The following is a 15703-nucleotide window of genomic DNA, read 5'->3' on the forward strand; positions in this document are numbered from 1 at the left end:
TTATCTCAGGCGAACAGCCAGGGCTGCGCCGCCTTGTGTTTCGCCTCGAACACCTTGATGTCGTCCATATGCTGCAGGGTAAGGCCGATATCGTCCAACCCGTTCAACAGGCAATGCTTGCGGAAGGCATCCACCTCGAACGCGATCTCCTTGCCATCGGGTGTAGCGATCACCTGGCGCTCCAGATCGACCTTCAGCTTGTAACCTGCAGCGGGGGCTACCGCCTTGAACAGGCTGTCGACGATGGCGGCATCAAGCTTGATCGGCAGCAAGCCGTTCTTGAAACAGTTGTTGAAGAAGATGTCAGCGAAACTCGGCGCGATGATGACGCGGAAGCCGTAATCCTCCAGCGCCCACGGCGCATGCTCGCGCGACGATCCGCAACCGAAGTTCTCGCGCGCCAGCAGCACCTGCGCGCCTTGGTAGCGCGGCTGGTTGAGCACGAAATCCGGGTTCAGCGGGCGCTTGCTGTTGTCCATGCCCGGCTCGCCGTGGTCCAGATAACGCCACTCGTCGAAGGCATTGGGACCGAAACCGGAACGCTTGATCGATTTCAGGAATTGCTTGGGGATGATGGCATCGGTATCCACATTGGCACGATCCAGCGGCACCACCAACCCATCGAATTTAGTGAATTTCTTCATCGTCACACCTTGCTCACATCGACGAAATGACCGGCGATCGCCGCTGCCGCCGCCATCGCCGGGCTGACCAGATGGGTACGCCCGCCCTGCCCCTGCCGCCCTTCGAAATTGCGGTTGGAGGTCGAGGCGCAACGCTCGCCCGGCTCCAGCCGGTCGTCGTTCATCGCCAGACACATCGAACAGCCCGGATCGCGCCACTCGAAACCGGCCGCGATGAAAATCTTGTCCAGCCCTTCCTTCTCGGCCTGCGCCTTCACCAGACCGGAGCCGGGCACCACCATCGCCAGCTTCACGTTGGCAGCCACCTTCTTGCCCTTGGCTACCGCCGCCGCTTCGCGCATGTCTTCGATGCGCGCATTGGTACAGGAGCCGATGAACACCTTGTCCACCCTGATCTCGCTGATCGGCGTGTTGGCCTGCAGGCCCATGTACTGCAAGGCACGTTCCCAGTCGCCGCGCTTGACCGCATCGGGTGCGGATGCCGGGTCGGGCACGCGACCATTGATGTCCGTCACCATCTCGGGCGAGGTGCCCCAGGTCACCTGTGGACGGATGCCGGCTGCATCCAGCTCCACTGTGGCATCGAACTTAGCGCCCTCGTCTGAATGCAGCGATTTCCAGTAGGTGACCGCCTTGTCCCAGTCGCCGCTCTTGGGGGCGAACGGACGGCCCTTCACATACTCAACGGTGATGTCATCGCACGCCACCATGCCGGCACGAGCACCGGCCTCGATGGCCATGTTGCACAGGGTCATGCGGCCTTCCATGCTCAAGCCGCGGATCGCGCTGCCCGCGAACTCGATGGCGTAGCCGGTGCCGCCTGCGGTACCGATCTTTCCGATCACCGCCAGTGCGATGTCCTTGGCGGTCACGCCCTTGCCCAGAGTGCCTTCGACTTTCACCAGCATGGCTTTGGATTTCTTCGCCACCAGGCACTGCGTCGCCATCACATGCTCGACCTCGGAAGTGCCGATGCCATGGGCCAGCGCCGCGAACGCGCCGTGCGTGCTGGTATGCGAATCGCCGCACACCACGGTCATGCCGGGCAAGGTCGCGCCCTGCTCCGGGCCGATCACATGCACGATGCCCTGACGGATGTCACCCATCTTGAATTCGACCACGCCGAACTCGGCACAGTTGGCATCCAGCGTCTCCACCTGCAGGCGCGAGATCGGATCGGCGATGCCCGCCGCACGGTTGGTGGTCGGCACGTTGTGGTCCGGCACCGCCAGCATGGACGCAGTGCGCCAAGGCTTGCGCTGCGCCAATTTCAGACCCTCGAAGGCTTGCGGGCTGGTGACTTCATGCACCAGCTGACGGTCGATATAGATCAGCGCGGTTCCGTCGGCTTCCTGCCGCACCACGTGGGAATCCCAGAGTTTGTCGTATAAGGTCTTTGCGCTCATTTTCATGCTTCCGATAGAGCGCCGGATTATGCCACAGCGTCTGGCCTATCCGCCATGTGACGCGCCATCCACAGCAGTAGGATCAATCCGCAAAGCGCGGCCCCGGCACTGCTTGCGTAAAGCACATAAGCCCCCCAGTGCTGCCAGACCGGGCCGCTGGCCAGCCCCCCCAACACCCCGCCAGCGCCGTAGGTCACGCTGCCGAACAGCGCCTGACCTCTGGACTGGTGGCGTCCCTGGAAGTATTCATGCACCAGCCCGACCGAAGCGGCATGGAACGCACCGAAAGTCAGCGCATGCAGGATTTGCGCGAACAAAAGCAGCACGACCACATCGACCACCCCGCCGATCAGGATGAATCGCACGACCGCAGCACAGAAGCTGGCAAGGAGGATGCGTACGAAACCGAACCGTCTCACCAGGGCCGGCATCAGGAAGAACACACCGATCTCGCAGATGACACCCAGCGCCCACAACAGTCCTACCGTACTCTTGGCATAGCCGTGCTCGACCAGATAGATGGAAAAGAACGTGTAATAAGGCCCATGAGCCACCGCCATCAGGAAGCAGGCACCGAACAGCGCCAGCACTTTCGGTTGCATGACGATGCGGCGGATGGGGTGATGGTCGGTGTGATGCGCCAACACCCCGGTTCTGGGTATCTCGCGCGCAAAGATCAGGATACCGACCTCGCACACCAGCCCGGCCCATAGCAGCCAGTAGATGGCGATATGATCGAAGGCATACCCCAAACCGAGCACCGTGGTGATGAAACCGATGGAGCCCCATGATCGCAGACGTCCGTAATGCGCTGTATTCTTGCCCAGCCAGCTCATTGTGGTCGCCTCCACCAGAGGCATCGAAGCACTCCAGAAGAAGCTCATCATCAGCAGCACGGCGAACAACCCACAGAAGCTCTCGGTGAAGAACACCCCCAGATAGAACAGGGCGCTCAGGCTGGCCGCAGCCACCACCACTTCCTTCCGCTTGCCAGTGTGATCCGCCAGCCAGCCCCACAGCCCCGGGGCGACCATGCGCATCACCGGCTGCAAGGACATCAGGATGGCGATGTCGATGGCATCGAAGTGCAGCGACTGCAGGTACAGACTCCAATACGGGGAGAACATCCCCACAAAAGCGAAATAGAAGAAATAGAATCCGGCGATGCGCCAGTGGTAGTTACGGTCGGTCATGTCTTGGCTTTACTGAACGGCGCGCATTATCGCACCGAAAAATATCCCGTAACGCCCCTTGAAATCGAAAATCACGCCCCCATCAAGCGGAAGTCGCAATCAGGAGAAGCACATGGAACAGCAAAACGAAAACAAGCCGCAACTCGAACAGAACGATGTCGAGAACTCCGGCGAGAAGCCCACCGCGCAAACCACCGAAACCACACCCAGCATGGAAGAGATGCTGCAGGCCGCCGAGCGCAAGGCGCAGGAACACTATGACGCGTGGATGTACGCCAAGGCCGAGGGCGAGAACATCCGCCGCCGCGCCGCCGAGGACGTGAGCAAGGCGCAGAAGTTCGCGGTGGAGCGCTTCTCCGGCGAGATGCTGGCCGTGATGGACAGCCTGCAGGCTGGCTTGGCAGTGCAGACCGAGAACGTGGAAAGCTTCAAGAGCGGCATGGAGCTGACCCTGAAGCAGCTTTCCAGCGTGTTCGAGAAGTTCAACATCGTCGAGATCAACCCGGTCGGCGAGAAGATGGACCCGAACAAGCATCAGGCCATCGGCATGGTCGACAGCGAGCAGGAAGCCAACACCGTGGTCAGCGTGATGCAGAAGGGTTACACCCTGAACGACCGCGTGCTGCGCCCGGCGCTGGTGATGGTCTCAAAAGGGAAGGCATAACGCTCTTGAAATATCCGCCGCCGCCCTGATATCAGGTCGCGAGGCAACAGCATCCAACCAATTCAAGCATTCAACTGAAAGGAAAGCATCATGGGAAAAATCATCGGTATCGACCTGGGCACCACCAACTCTTGCGTGTCCGTCATGGAGAACGGCAAGACCAAGGTGATCGAGAACGCTGAAGGCGCTCGCACCACCCCGTCCATCATCGCTTACATGGAAGACGGCGAAGTGCTGGTCGGCGCACCGGCCAAGCGTCAAGCCGTGACCAATCCCAAGAACACCCTGTACGGCGTGAAGCGCCTGATCGGCCGCCGCTTCGACGAGAAGATGGTGCAGAAGGACATCGACATGGTGCCCTACGAGATCGTCAAGGCCAAGAACGGCGACGCATGGGTGAAGGTGCGTGACAAGGAGATCTCCGCACCGGAAGTCTCCGCACAAGTGCTGATGAAGATGAAGAAGACCGCTGAGGACTATCTGGGCGAACCGGTCACCGAGGCCGTCATCACCGTTCCCGCCTACTTCAACGACTCGCAGCGTCAGGCCACCAAGGATGCAGGCCGCATCGCCGGTCTGGACGTGAAGCGCATCATCAACGAGCCGACCGCTGCCGCACTGGCCTTCGGTCTGGATAAGCAGGAAGGCGACCGCAAGATTGCGGTGTATGACCTCGGCGGCGGCACGTTCGACATCTCCATCATCGACATCGCCGAGATCGACGGCGAGCACCAGTTCGAGGTGCTGTCCACCAACGGCGACACCTTCCTCGGCGGCGAAGACTTCGACATGCGCGTCATCGACTTCCTGATCGAAGAGTTCAAGAAGGAAAGCGGCGTCGACCTGAAGAAGGACATGCTGGCCCTGCAACGCCTGAAGGATGCTGCCGAGAAGGCCAAGATCGAGTTGTCCTCCGCACAGCAGACCGAAGTGAACCTGCCCTACATCACTGCCGATGCGACAGGACCGAAGCACCTCGCCGTGAAGATCACCCGCGCCAAGCTGGAGAGCCTGGTGGAAGACCTGATCGCGCGCACCATCGAGCCGTGCAAGATCGCCATGAAAGACGCGGGCGTATCCGCTTCCGACATCTCCGACGTGATCCTGGTCGGCGGCCAGACCCGTATGCCCAAGGTGCAGGAGAAGGTGAAGGAATTCTTCGGCAAGGAAGCGCGCAAAGACGTGAACCCGGACGAGGCCGTGGCCGTGGGCGCAGCCATCCAGGGCGGCGTGCTGCAGGGCGAGGTGAAAGACGTGCTGCTGCTGGACGTGACCCCGCTCTCCCTTGGTATCGAGACCATGGGCGGCGTGATGACCAAGCTCATCAAGAAGAACACCACCATCCCGACCAAGGCGTCGCAGGTGTTCTCCACTGCAGACGACAACCAGTCCGCGGTGACCATCCACGTGCTGCAGGGTGAGCGCGACATGGCGTCCGGCAACAAGAGCCTGGGCCAGTTCAACCTGTCCGACATCCCGCCGGCCCCGCGCGGCATGCCGCAGATCGAAGTGACCTTCAACATCGACGCCAACGGCATCCTGCATGTCAGCGCGAAGGACAAGGCCACCAACAAGGAAGCCAACATCACCATCAAGGCCAGCTCCGGTTTGAGCGAGGAAGAGATCGAGCGCATGGTGGCGGATGCCGAAGCGCATGCCGACGAAGACAAGAAGGCCATGGAACTGGTGACTGCGCGCAACCAGCTGGACGCGCTGATCCACTCCACCAACAAGTCGATGAAGGAATACGGCGAGCAGTTGTCTGCCGACGAAAAGGGTGCCATCGAGTCCGCCTTGAAGGACGCAGAAGCTGTGGTGAAGGGCGACGACAAGGACGCTATCGAAGCCAAGGCCGAAGCGCTGGCGCAGGCTGCACAGAAGCTGGGCGAGAAGATGTATGCCGCCGAGCAGACCAAGGCCCAGGCCGCTGGCGGTGCACAAGCTGAAGGCGGTGCGAAGGCGGACGATGCCGACGTGGTGGATGCCGAGTTCACCGAAGTGAAAGACGACAAGAAGTAAGCCTCACCTTTCTTGATGCTGGAACCGGTGGGGCGCATGCGCCCCATCGTCACATGGAAAAAACATGAGCAAGCGCGACTATTACGAAATCCTCGGCGTCAACCGCGACGCGTCGGAGGAAGAGATCAAGAAGGCCTACCGCAAGCTGGCCATGAAGTACCACCCCGACCGCAATCCGGACAATCCGAAGGCGGAGGAACACTTCAAGGAAGCGAAAGAGGCCTATGAGACCCTGTCCGACGGCCAGAAACGCGCCGCGTATGACCAGTACGGCCACGCTGCATTCGAAGCGGGCGGCATGGGCGGCGGCAATCCGTTCGGCGGAGCCGGCGCGCAGGGCTTTGACTTCGGCGACATCTTCGGCGACATCTTCGGTGGCGGGCGCGGCGGGCGTACCCAGGCGCATCGCGGTGCCGACCTGCGCTACAACCTGGAGATCACACTGGAGGAAGCCGCACGCGGCGCCGAGAAGCAGATCCGCATCCCGGTCATGGAAGAGTGTGAGACCTGCAACGGCTCCGGCGCAAAGCCCGGCACCTCTGCCACCACCTGCCAGACCTGTGCCGGCCACGGTCAGGTACGCATGCAGCAGGGCTTCTTCTCGGTGCAGCAGACCTGTCCGCGCTGCCACGGCAGCGGCAAACAGATCAGCTCGCCGTGCAAGGACTGCCACGGCAGCGGCCGCGTGAAGAAACAGAAGACGCTGGAGATCAAGATCCCGGCCGGTATCGATACCGGCATGCGCCTGCGCCACAGCGGCCACGGCGAAGCCGGTTCGCACGGCGCGCCGCACGGCGACCTGTATGTGGAGATCCACATCAAGCCGCACAGCGTATTCGAGCGCAACGGCGACGACCTGCACTGCGAGATGCCGATCAGCTTCGCCACAGCGGCACTGGGCGGCGAGATCGAGATCCCCACACTGGACGGCGCGGCGCGCATCAAGATCCCGCCCGAGACACAGAGCGGCAAACAGTTCCGCCTGCGCGGCAAGGGCATCAAGGGCATGCGCACGCATCAGCACGGCGACCTGCATTGCCATGTGATCGTGGAGACGCCATCCAACCTGACCGATCGCCAGAAGGAGCTGCTGCGCGAGTTCGAAGAGATCAGCCAGTCCGATTCCGCGCGCCATAACCCGCGCGCAAAATCATGGATGGGCAAGGTGAAGGACTTCTTCGGACAATAACGGCCTTCACCGCTCATCGGCAAGGGGTCGCACATGCAAGTCAAAGCACTCGGCCATGTGGTACTCAAGGTGCGCGACCTTGAGCGTTCCATACTCTTCTATCGCGATGTGCTTGGCATGAAGGAAGTCGCACGCTACCAAGGCGTGATGGCTTTCTTTACGCTGGGCGACAACCACCATGACCTCGGACTGATGCAGATCGGTGCACAGGCACCCGATGCTGATCACGGCAGTGTCGGCCTGTATCACGTGGCATTCAAAGTGGGGGATAGTCTGGATGAACTGCGTGCATGCAAAGCGCACCTTGAGGCGAACAAGGTCAGCATATTCGGCATGAGCGACCACGGCGTGAGCCAGTCGCTCTATATCCACGATCCAGATGGTATCGAGATCGAACTGTATGTCGATGCCGACCCCGCCCTCTGGCGCGACGATCCCGGTGCAGTATTGACCACAAAACGACTGCAACTCTAGCCAAGCATCGTCAGGCACTTTGTTTTATGATGCGCCGCGAAACCATTCGGACTTAGGAGTCGCGCATGACCACTACCCTGCTTTTGCTCGGCATCACACTCGTCGCACTGATCTACGGCATCAGTCTGTACAACCATCTGGTCAGCCTCAAGCATGCGGTCGGCAAGGCCTGGGCCAACATCGACGTCGCGCTCAAGCAGCGCCACGACGAACTGCCCAAGCTGGTCGAGGTATGCAAGCAATACAAACAATTCGAGCAGACGACCCTGCAACGCGTGATCGAAGCGCGTTCCATGGTGCAGTCCGCGCGCGAGGGGCAGGACATCGCCGCGCTCGGCAAAGCCGAAGGCATGCTGCGCATGGGACTGGGCAACATCTTCGCCGTGGCCGAGGCCTATCCGGAACTGAAGAGCAATGAGCATTTCATGCAGCTGCAGACGCGCATCAGCGGACTGGAGAACACCATCGCCGACCGGCGCGAGTTGTACAACGAGTCGGTGAACATCTACAACGTCGGCATCGAACAGTTCCCCGCCGTGCTGATCGCCAACATGTTCGCCTATCAGAGCAAGCCCTTGCTGGAATTCGCCGCCGCCGAAAAAGCTGACGTCGACATCAAGAAGCTGTTCGACTAGGAACCAAAATCGACACGCACACTCACAGGCATGCCCGCGCGGCTCGCTGAGTGGCGGACACTACTTTCTCAATACCAAAGGATACACAACATGAAGAAATTGCTCGTACTGACCTGCGCTCTAGGCATCGCCCAACCCGCCATGGCTGGCAATATCAATCTGGGCAACCTCACTGGCGGACAAGCCTCTTTCCGCAATGTCTCCGAAGACCTCGGTTCCGCATTGAGCTACAAGGGCGTGGTACCTGCCGAATCGATGGGCATCACAGGCTTCGATCTGGGGCTGGAAGTCACCCAGACCGATCTGGCCAAGAGTGCAGCACTGTGGAACAGTCTGACCGGCAGCGACTTCAGCAAACTGTATGTGCCCAAGCTGCATGTGACCAAAGGTCTGCCGCTGAACATCGACATCGGCGCATTCTATTCTGCGGTCCCGACCACGGACATCAGGCTGATGGGTGGTGAACTGCGCTGGGCATTCATCGAGGGAGGCACTGCCACGCCGGCCGTCGCGGTACGCGGTGCCCTGACCAAGCTCTCGGGCGTGAACCAGCTGTCGCTGGACACCAAGAGTCTGGACGTCTCCATCTCCAAGGGTTTTGCCATGCTGACACCGTACGCTGGCGTCGGTCAGGTATGGGTTAACAGCACACCGGATGCCGCTACCGGTTTCACTGCCGAGAGCTTCACACAGAGCAAACTGTTCGCCGGGGCCAACCTGAACCTGGGCATGACCAATCTGGCCCTTGAGTTCGACAAGACCGGCGCTGCCCAGTCCACCAGCTTCAAACTGGGTTTCCGCTTCTAAATATCGAACGGCATGCCGCACGGAGAACAGTGATGCTGAACTCCCTGCGGCGTCAGTACGCGCAACTCATCACCTCCGGCGGACAGCTTATCCTGCTGTTCGCCGGTTTTCATTTCGGCACCCGTGACGCCTGGTTGTGGAGTCTGGGCGGTATCGCCTTCATCAGTCTGTTCGCCTGGTTCTCCGCCCTGCACCGCTACCGCACGATCAGCGGTACGCCTACCTCGCGCATCGCTTCGGCGGCACAAGGCTATGTCGAACTGGTCGGCCGCGCGCAAGCGAACGGTGACCCCATACTCGGCAAATACTCACTGCTGCCTTGCCTCTGGTACCGCTACAAGGTCGAACGCAAGAACCACAAGAACGAATGGCGCACCGAATCCAGCGGCGAAAGTGATGCACCCTTCCGCATGGACGACGGCAGCGGCACCTGCATCATCGACCCGCGTGGTGCCGAGATCATCACGCAGCATAAAGACACCTGGCAGGTCGGCGATCATCGGTACACGGAATGGAAGCTGATACAGCAGGACAATCTTTACGCATTGGGAGAGTTCAGGACTGTTGGCGGCAGCAGCGACCCGGTCACCCGTAACGACTTGGTGAAACAGGTCATCGCCGAATGGAAGCTGGATAACGCCGACCTGATGAAGCGCTTCGATCTGGACGGCAACGGGCATCTGGACATCGACGAATGGATGCTGGCCCGGCAGGCCGCGAAACGCGAGGCGGACAAACGACTGACCGCCGCGCGCAACGAACCGGACACACACTTTCTGCGCCAACCACAGGACAGTCGCATGTTCCTGCTCAGCAACCTGTCCCCGGCCAGACTGGCCCGCCGTTACGCCATCTGGACATGGGCACACCTGACTTTCTTTTTCGGCGCACTGGCGGGTATCTCTTGGGTGCTGACCACCCTGCCGTACTGATCACACCGCGTAGGTGCCCCCCGGATTGAGCAGGGCGACGATCTCCTGATGGCCTGCGCGCTCGGCCAGATCCAGCGCCGTCCTGCCATCGCTGTACTTTGCATAGCGATTGGCACCTTTATCCAGCAGCAATTTGACCACCTGCGTATGGCCGTTGTTGGCGGCCTTGTGCAGCGCCGTCCAGCCGTCCACCGTAGACAGATTCACATCGGCTCCGCGCAGGATCAGATAGGCACAGGCGATCAGGTGTCCGCGTGTCGCGGCCTGCATCAGCGCGGTCCAGCCGAACTGGCTCTGATAGTTGGGATCGGCTCCCTTCTCGATCAGCAACTTGACCACGTTCGAGTAGCCATTGAAGGCCGCCCAATGCAGCGGGTTATAGCCGTTCCTGTCACAGGCCGTGATCTTCGCGCCGCACTTGATCAGCAACAGCGCGAAATCCTCGTTGCCGTTGAATGCCGAGATCATCAACGGCGTCCAGTGGCGCTCGTCGCGGACTTCCAGATCGACTCCGCAGGACAGGAATTCATGCACGGCGTTCGGGTTGTTGTCCTCTATGGATTTGATCAGGCCGCCGGGACTGAAGTCATAGCCCATCCGTTCCAGTTCGTGGCGCTTGTATTCCGGCACATCTTCCCAGGCACCGACCTTCCTGTCGGCATTGTGCATGGTGTCCAGATAGTTGCTCAGGCGGATGATCTCTGCCGCGGCCTCCGGCGGGAAACCGGCCCGGTCGCCGCTGCGTTTGTCCACCATGAGGTCCTGCAGGTAGGCATCGATATGGGGCGTCTCGATCAACTCGACGAGCTTGCTGAACACGCGCGGGAAACGCGCCTCCAGGATCTCCGGATACAGCGACCTGTCATCACCCAGCAATCGCAGCAGACGCGCATCCATCAGTCGCTGAACCTTTCCGCGATCTGCCGGAACTCATCCTGGATAGCCAGGAAAGCGTCCACCACATCCGGATCGAAATGCTTGCCGCGCCCGTCCACGATGAACGCCACCGCATCCTCGTGACTGAAAGCTTTCTTGTAGACACGCTTGCAGATCAGGGCATCGTAAACATCTGCCAGCGCCATCAACCTGGCGGAGATGGGGATCTCGTCGCCTTTGAGCCCTTGCGGATAACCGCTGCCATCCCATTTCTCGTGATGGCCTGAAGCGATCTCGCGCCCGATATGCAGGAAGCGGCTGGGCGCCGGCAGGCTGGCTTCCGCAGCCGCCAGTGCATCGCCACCGATGCGCGGGTGCTGTTTCATGATCTCGTACTCTTCCGGCGTGAGCTTGCCCTGCTTGAGCAGGATGTGGTCCGGGATGCCGACCTTGCCGATGTCGTGCAGGGGGGCGAGCTTGTACAGGGATTCGATGTTGTCGTCGTTGAGGAATTCCCGGAAACGCGGATGCTGGCGCAGCTTCACCGCCAATGCGCGGATATAGGTCTGCGTGCGCCGCAGATGGTTGCCGGTCTCGTTGTCGCGCGTCTCGGCCATCGTCGCCATCGCGATGATGGTGACATCGCGTATGCGCGACACCTCCTCGGTCTGGTGCTGCAACTGTTCGGTACGCTCGCGCACCTTGCTCTCCAGGCCGTCGTTAAGCCGCGCAAGTTGCTGCGCAAGCGACAGGTTCTCAAAACGCTGACGCAAAGAATGCATGACGAGTTTGCTGAGGAACTGCCCTGCCCCCAGCATCACCACCATGAACAGCAGCAGCATGATGGCCAGTGCAAGGTGCGTCTCGTCCTGCTCGACTGCCACGCGGAAGATGAGCGGCAGCATCAGCCCCAGCAGATAGGCATAGAACGCTGGCGGATGCGTGGCATTCATGGTGGTCGCCCCGGCTGCGAGACCCAACATCACGCAGATCAACAGCACCTGATCCAGCAATAAAACGGGGAAGAAGAACAGGGTGCCGAAGCCCCACATCATGCCGATGACCAATGCGAACCAGAGGAAGCGTCGGCTCCATTCCAGACATTCGCCGACCGTGCCAGTGCGCTCACGGTAGCCCAGCCATGTCACCAATTCGGCGACATGGAGCAGGTAGGCACAACCTATCCACAGGAGCAGATGGCGATGCAAGTCGGCATCCCACATCAACCAGACGAAGATGGGTTCGGCAAGCATCTGGCCCAACACCATATACGGGAACAGTTTCAGGCGGGCACGCAGTTGCTCCGAGCGCACAGCCAGATTGCCCGCATCGATGCGGAACATCAGTTCATCAAGGAGATCTCTGACCGCAGCCATAACCCGACTTCATTCCCGTATCCGTTGCATGCAGTGGACAACAATCCGCCGGTCACGTCAATGCATGCACGCTGTAGCAGTTCATGCGCGATGGAAGAACGCCACGGCATCGGCCTCGACGCGCGTGCGCTTGAACGGCGGCAGACTCTGCCAGATGCGCTTGCCGTAGTGCTTGGAGATCAGCCGCGGATCGCAGATCATCAGTACACCGCGGTCGTGCTCGTCGCGGATCAGGCGCCCTGCCCCCTGCTTCAGGTTGATGATGGTGCGCGGCAGCTGGAACTCCATGAAGGCATTGCGTCCCTGCTTGTTCATCTCGGCGATGCGCGCAGCCAGCACCGGATCGTCCGGCGGCGCGAAGGGCAGTTTGTCGATCACCACCAGCGACAGCGCCTCGCCGCGCACGTCCACCCCTTCCCAGAATGACTGGCTACCCAGCAGCACCGCATTGCCGTGCTCGCGGAAACGCGACAGCAACTCGTTGCGCGAGCCTTCTCCCTGTATCAGCAAGGGATATCTCAGATTCCTGCGCTCGAACTCCGCCTGCAGGATCTCGTAGGCACGCTGCATCGCGCGCAGGCTGGTGAACAGCAGGAAGGCGCGGCCACGGCTCGCTTCGACGAGCGGCAAAGCCGCCTGCACCACTGCATCGGTATAGCCTTCGGTATTGGGTTCCGGCAGATTCTGCGGCACATACAGCAGCGCCTGTTCGGGATAGTCGAACGGGCTGTCCCAGCAAGCGGTGCGCGCCTCCTGCAAACCCATCTCAGCCTGGTAATGCGCGAAGTTCTGTTTCACTGCCAGCGTTGCCGAGGTGAATATCCAGGCACGCGGATGGCCGCCGATCTGCTTCTTGAATATCTCGGCGATGGACAGCGGCGTGCTGTTCAGTTGCAGGGAATGGTGGAACACTTCCAGCCAGCGCACCGTCTCCGGCACGTCGCCGTCCTGCCAGTGTTTCAACTGCTGGACCAGCGTCAATGCGCGCTGCCAGCAGTTCTCCAGCCCCTCGCTGCGTTCCGCCTGCTTCTCCAGCAGCACCGCAAGATTGCCCAGTTTCTCGCCCAGCGTCTTCAGCGCCGGGGCGAACTCCTTGAAGTCCTCCGTGGCCTGCGCCGCCATGCGTCCTTCGCGCTTGAACACCAGCCGCATGTCGCGCGCGGCCTTGTCCAGCGCGTCACACGCCACCGGCAAGGCGGCGAAATCCTTGGCCGAGGTCAGCGCCTCGATGCGCGCATCCTGCGCCAGATCGAACAGTTGCGAAGTGGAGATGCTTTCGCCGAAGAACAGACTGGCCGTCTCCGGCAACTGGTGCGCCTCGTCGAATATCACCGTGTTGCAGGCCGGCAACAATTCGGCCACCCCCTCGTCACGCAGCATCACATCGGCGAAGAACAGATGATGGTTCACCACCACGATGTCCGCCTCCATCGCCTCCTTGCGAGCCTTGAGCACGAAACAATCCTTGTGCATGGGGCATTCCTGGCCCAGACAATTGTCGCGCGTCGAGGTCACATGCATCCAGATCGGCGCGTTCTCCGGCACGTCCGCCAGCCCGCTCTTGTCACCGCTCTGCGTGACTTTCGCGTAGTTCACGATCTTCGCCAGATGCTTCACATCCTCGCGCGTCTTGAACAGGCCGTTCGACTGTGCCAGTTCCAGATGGTAGTGACACACATAGTTGGAACGCCCCTTGAGCAAGGCCACCGACACCGGTGCCTTCAGCGCATCGCGCACCATCGGCAGATCCTTCTGGAACAGCTGGTCCTGCAGGTTCTTGGTGCCGGTGGAGACCACCACCTTGCCGCCATTGAGCAGCGCCGGAACCAGGTAGGCGAATGTCTTGCCCGTGCCGGTGCCCGCCTCCGCGATCAGGATGGCGTTGTCGCGGATCGCCTCCGCCACGGCCAAAGCCATCTCGCGCTGCTGCACGCGCGGCCGGAACGAGGCGACCTCGGTGGCAAGCGGGCTTTGTTCGGAAAAGAAACGTTCGACTTCGGTGGTCACGATGCGGGTTTGGTCGTTGGCAGGAGACAGCGCTATAGTGCGATGGCGATTTTACGCGAGGTACCGGTTATGGCTAAGAAGAACTTTCCGTTATCCAAAGTCTACCGTCTGCTGGAGCCGGGCCCGGTGGTGCTGGTGACCACAGCCCGCAAAGACAAGGCGAACATCATGACCCTGTCGTGGCTGACGATGATGGAGTTCGAGCCGCCGCTGGTGGGCTGCGTGATCAGCGGACGCAACTTCAGTTTCGAAGCGTTGCAGAAGACCGGGGAATGCGTGCTCAACATCCCGACGGAGCAACTGGCTAAACAGGTGGTGAAAGTGGGCAACTGCACGGGCAGAAAGGTGGACAAGTTCAGCAGGTTCAATCTGACGCCGTCGCCGGCCTCGATCGTTGCAGCGCCGCTGATAGACGAGTGTTACGCCAATCTCGAATGCAAGGTGGTGGATAGACGGATGGTGAACAAATACAACTTCTTCGTACTGGAGGTGGTCAAGGCGTGGATCGACCCCGCGCAAAAAGACCCGCGCACCCTGCATCATCAGGGCAAGGGCGTGTTCGTGGTGGACGGGGACAGGATCAGGCTGCCCTCGAAAAAGGCATGATCAGGCTGCGTCATCTCCTTGCCTGGCTGGTATTGCTGGGGGTCGCCATGCTCAATGGCACGTTGCGCGACTTCAGCTATGGCCGACATATGTCGGAGTTGTCGGCCCACCAGCTCTCCACGGTGATCGGCATGCTGCTGTTCGGGCTGTTGATCCATCGTTATGTGCGGCGCTGGCCACCTGGTTCGGCGCTTGAAGCAGGGTGCATCGGGATGTTCTGGTTGTTGCTCACGGTGGCCTTCGAGTTCCTGTTCTTCCACTATGTGGCCGGGCATCCCTGGCAGGTGTTGCTGGAGAACTACGACATGCCTGCGGGACGTTTGTGGCCGCTGCTGCTGTGCTGGGTCGCCGTCGCCCCTTACCTCTTCTTCCGCCTGAGCCGCTCGCCTGCAGGCACATCCCGTGATTGAACGCAAAGCCACCATGAAGATACTCATCGACGCCGACGCCTGCCCGAAAGTCATCAAGGAGATCCTGTTCCGGGCGGCGGACAGAAGGCAGATCCATACCACGCTGGTGGCCAACCAGTTGCTGTACTGTCCGCCCTCCCCTTACATCCGCGCCTTGCAGGTGCCTGCCGGTTTCGATGTGGCAGACAACAAGATCGTGGAGATGACCGAATCGGGCGACCTGGTCATCACGGCAGACATCCCGCTGGCGGCCGGGGTGATCGCCAAAGGCGGGCATGTACTGAACCCGCGCGGCGAGTTGTACACCCGCGACAGCATCAAGGAACGATTGGCGATGCGCGATTTCATGGAGGTGCTGCGCAGCAGCGGCGTGGAGACCGGCGGGCCGGCCGCTTTGAACCAGAAGGACCGGCAGGCGTTCGCCAATCAGCTCGACCGTTTGCTGGCGAGACGCGCGCCCTGAAT

At 60.8% G+C, this 15703-nt stretch carries 16 protein-coding genes; 10 read left to right on the plus strand and 6 right to left on the minus strand.

Annotation, left to right across the window (positions count from 1 at the left end; translation table 11 throughout):
• Nucleotides 1–5: 5 nt before the first annotated feature.
• From leuD to ACYPYQ_RS11160, 3 genes are read right to left on the minus strand one after another with little or no spacing between them, the layout of a single operon-like run.
• Nucleotides 6–644, minus strand: a complete 639-nt coding sequence (gene leuD / locus ACYPYQ_RS11150; protein WP_459723915.1) for a 3-isopropylmalate dehydratase small subunit — start codon at nt 642–644, stop codon at nt 6–8.
• A 2-nt stretch (nt 645–646) separates the two neighbouring features.
• Nucleotides 647–2050 (minus strand): 3-isopropylmalate dehydratase large subunit, encoded by a 1404-nt coding sequence (gene leuC, locus ACYPYQ_RS11155; protein WP_459723916.1) that lies wholly within the window; start codon nt 2048–2050, stop codon nt 647–649.
• A 26-nt stretch (nt 2051–2076) separates the two neighbouring features.
• A complete protein-coding gene (locus ACYPYQ_RS11160) occupies nt 2077–3243 on the minus strand; it encodes an MFS transporter (RefSeq protein ID WP_459723917.1) in 1167 nt (388 codons plus the stop codon).
• 70 nt (nt 3244–3313) lie between these two features.
• On the opposite strand from ACYPYQ_RS11160, the gene grpE reads away from it, so the two are divergent.
• The 7 genes from grpE to ACYPYQ_RS11195 all read left to right on the plus strand — a co-directional run bounded on the left by grpE (nt 3314) and on the right by ACYPYQ_RS11195 (nt 9963).
• A complete protein-coding gene (gene grpE / locus ACYPYQ_RS11165; protein WP_459723965.1) occupies nt 3314–3907 on the plus strand; it encodes a nucleotide exchange factor GrpE in 594 nt (197 codons plus the stop codon).
• A 90-nt stretch (nt 3908–3997) separates the two neighbouring features.
• On the plus strand, nt 3998–5926 hold the full coding sequence (gene dnaK / locus ACYPYQ_RS11170; protein ID WP_459723918.1) for a molecular chaperone DnaK: 1929 nt from the start codon (nt 3998–4000) through the stop codon (nt 5924–5926).
• A gap of 64 nt (nt 5927–5990) precedes the next feature.
• Nucleotides 5991–7115 carry a molecular chaperone DnaJ gene (dnaJ, locus tag ACYPYQ_RS11175; RefSeq protein WP_459723919.1) on the plus strand — a complete coding sequence of 375 codons (1125 nt, stop codon included), beginning with the start codon at nt 5991–5993 and terminating at the stop codon, nt 7113–7115.
• Between the two features lie 33 nt (nt 7116–7148).
• Nucleotides 7149–7589, plus strand: coding sequence for a VOC family protein (locus ACYPYQ_RS11180; protein WP_459723920.1), 441 nt, complete (start codon nt 7149–7151; stop codon nt 7587–7589).
• Nucleotides 7590–7654: 65 nt separating this feature from the next.
• Nucleotides 7655–8224, plus strand: coding sequence for a LemA family protein (locus ACYPYQ_RS11185; protein WP_459723921.1), 570 nt, complete (start codon nt 7655–7657; stop codon nt 8222–8224).
• Between the two features lie 90 nt (nt 8225–8314).
• A complete protein-coding gene (locus tag ACYPYQ_RS11190) occupies nt 8315–9031 on the plus strand; it encodes a hypothetical protein (RefSeq protein WP_459723922.1) in 717 nt (238 codons plus the stop codon).
• Between the two features lie 32 nt (nt 9032–9063).
• Nucleotides 9064–9963, plus strand: coding sequence for a hypothetical protein (locus tag ACYPYQ_RS11195; protein WP_459723923.1), 900 nt, complete (start codon nt 9064–9066; stop codon nt 9961–9963).
• Here the strand turns inward: ACYPYQ_RS11195 and ACYPYQ_RS11200 are convergent, their stop codons facing one another.
• The 3 genes from ACYPYQ_RS11200 to ACYPYQ_RS11210 all read right to left on the minus strand — a co-directional run bounded on the left by ACYPYQ_RS11200 (nt 9964) and on the right by ACYPYQ_RS11210 (nt 14222).
• Entirely contained in the window at nt 9964–10860 is an 897-nt protein-coding gene (locus tag ACYPYQ_RS11200) for an ankyrin repeat domain-containing protein (RefSeq protein ID WP_459723924.1), read from the minus strand.
• Nucleotides 10860–12215 carry an HD-GYP domain-containing protein gene (locus tag ACYPYQ_RS11205; RefSeq protein WP_459723925.1) on the minus strand — a complete coding sequence of 452 codons (1356 nt, stop codon included), beginning with the start codon at nt 12213–12215 and terminating at the stop codon, nt 10860–10862. Before ACYPYQ_RS11205 ends, ACYPYQ_RS11200 begins: the two co-directional genes overlap by 1 nt.
• A gap of 81 nt (nt 12216–12296) precedes the next feature.
• Nucleotides 12297–14222, minus strand: coding sequence for an ATP-dependent DNA helicase (locus tag ACYPYQ_RS11210; RefSeq protein ID WP_459723926.1), 1926 nt, complete (start codon nt 14220–14222; stop codon nt 12297–12299).
• 69 nt (nt 14223–14291) lie between these two features.
• Here ACYPYQ_RS11210 and ACYPYQ_RS11215 point away from each other — a divergent pair, with 69 nt between their 5' ends.
• Genes ACYPYQ_RS11215 through ACYPYQ_RS11225 form a run of 3 tightly spaced genes read left to right on the plus strand, consistent with a single transcriptional unit; the run spans nt 14292 to nt 15701 of the window.
• Nucleotides 14292–14828, plus strand: a complete 537-nt coding sequence (locus ACYPYQ_RS11215) for a flavin reductase family protein (protein ID WP_459723927.1) — start codon at nt 14292–14294, stop codon at nt 14826–14828.
• The gene (locus tag ACYPYQ_RS11220) at nt 14825–15238 is read left to right on the plus strand and encodes a hypothetical protein (RefSeq protein WP_459723928.1); all 414 of its coding nucleotides are present in this window, start codon (nt 14825–14827) and stop codon (nt 15236–15238) included. The genes ACYPYQ_RS11215 and ACYPYQ_RS11220 overlap by 4 nt, the downstream gene beginning before the upstream one ends.
• 13 nt (nt 15239–15251) lie before the next feature.
• Nucleotides 15252–15701 carry a YaiI/YqxD family protein gene (locus tag ACYPYQ_RS11225; protein ID WP_459723966.1) on the plus strand — a complete coding sequence of 150 codons (450 nt, stop codon included), beginning with the start codon at nt 15252–15254 and terminating at the stop codon, nt 15699–15701.
• The last annotated feature ends 2 nt before the right edge of the window (nt 15702–15703 follow it).

This window comes from Sideroxyarcus sp. TK5, from assembly GCF_054601595.1.

Excerpts from the sequence above, each read along its gene's own strand:
- leuD (WP_459723915.1), bottom strand. The coding sequence starts at position 644 with ATGAAGAAATTCACTAAATTCGATGGGTTGGTGGTGCCGCTGGATCGT.
- leuC (WP_459723916.1), bottom strand. The coding sequence starts at position 2,050 with ATGAGCGCAAAGACCTTATACGACAAACTCTGGGATTCCCACGTGGTG.
- ACYPYQ_RS11160 (WP_459723917.1), bottom strand. The coding sequence starts at position 3,243 with ATGACCGACCGTAACTACCACTGGCGCATCGCCGGATTCTATTTCTTC.
- dnaK (WP_459723918.1), top strand. The coding sequence starts at position 3,998 with ATGGGAAAAATCATCGGTATCGACCTGGGCACCACCAACTCTTGCGTG.
- dnaJ (WP_459723919.1), top strand. The coding sequence starts at position 5,991 with ATGAGCAAGCGCGACTATTACGAAATCCTCGGCGTCAACCGCGACGCG.
- ACYPYQ_RS11180 (WP_459723920.1), top strand. The coding sequence starts at position 7,149 with ATGCAAGTCAAAGCACTCGGCCATGTGGTACTCAAGGTGCGCGACCTT.
- ACYPYQ_RS11185 (WP_459723921.1), top strand. The coding sequence starts at position 7,655 with ATGACCACTACCCTGCTTTTGCTCGGCATCACACTCGTCGCACTGATC.
- ACYPYQ_RS11190 (WP_459723922.1), top strand. The coding sequence starts at position 8,315 with ATGAAGAAATTGCTCGTACTGACCTGCGCTCTAGGCATCGCCCAACCC.
- ACYPYQ_RS11195 (WP_459723923.1), top strand. The coding sequence starts at position 9,064 with ATGCTGAACTCCCTGCGGCGTCAGTACGCGCAACTCATCACCTCCGGC.
- ACYPYQ_RS11200 (WP_459723924.1), bottom strand. The coding sequence starts at position 10,860 with ATGGATGCGCGTCTGCTGCGATTGCTGGGTGATGACAGGTCGCTGTAT.
- ACYPYQ_RS11205 (WP_459723925.1), bottom strand. The coding sequence starts at position 12,215 with ATGGCTGCGGTCAGAGATCTCCTTGATGAACTGATGTTCCGCATCGAT.
- ACYPYQ_RS11215 (WP_459723927.1), top strand. The coding sequence starts at position 14,292 with ATGGCTAAGAAGAACTTTCCGTTATCCAAAGTCTACCGTCTGCTGGAG.
- ACYPYQ_RS11220 (WP_459723928.1), top strand. The coding sequence starts at position 14,825 with ATGATCAGGCTGCGTCATCTCCTTGCCTGGCTGGTATTGCTGGGGGTC.
- ACYPYQ_RS11225 (WP_459723966.1), top strand. The coding sequence starts at position 15,252 with ATGAAGATACTCATCGACGCCGACGCCTGCCCGAAAGTCATCAAGGAG.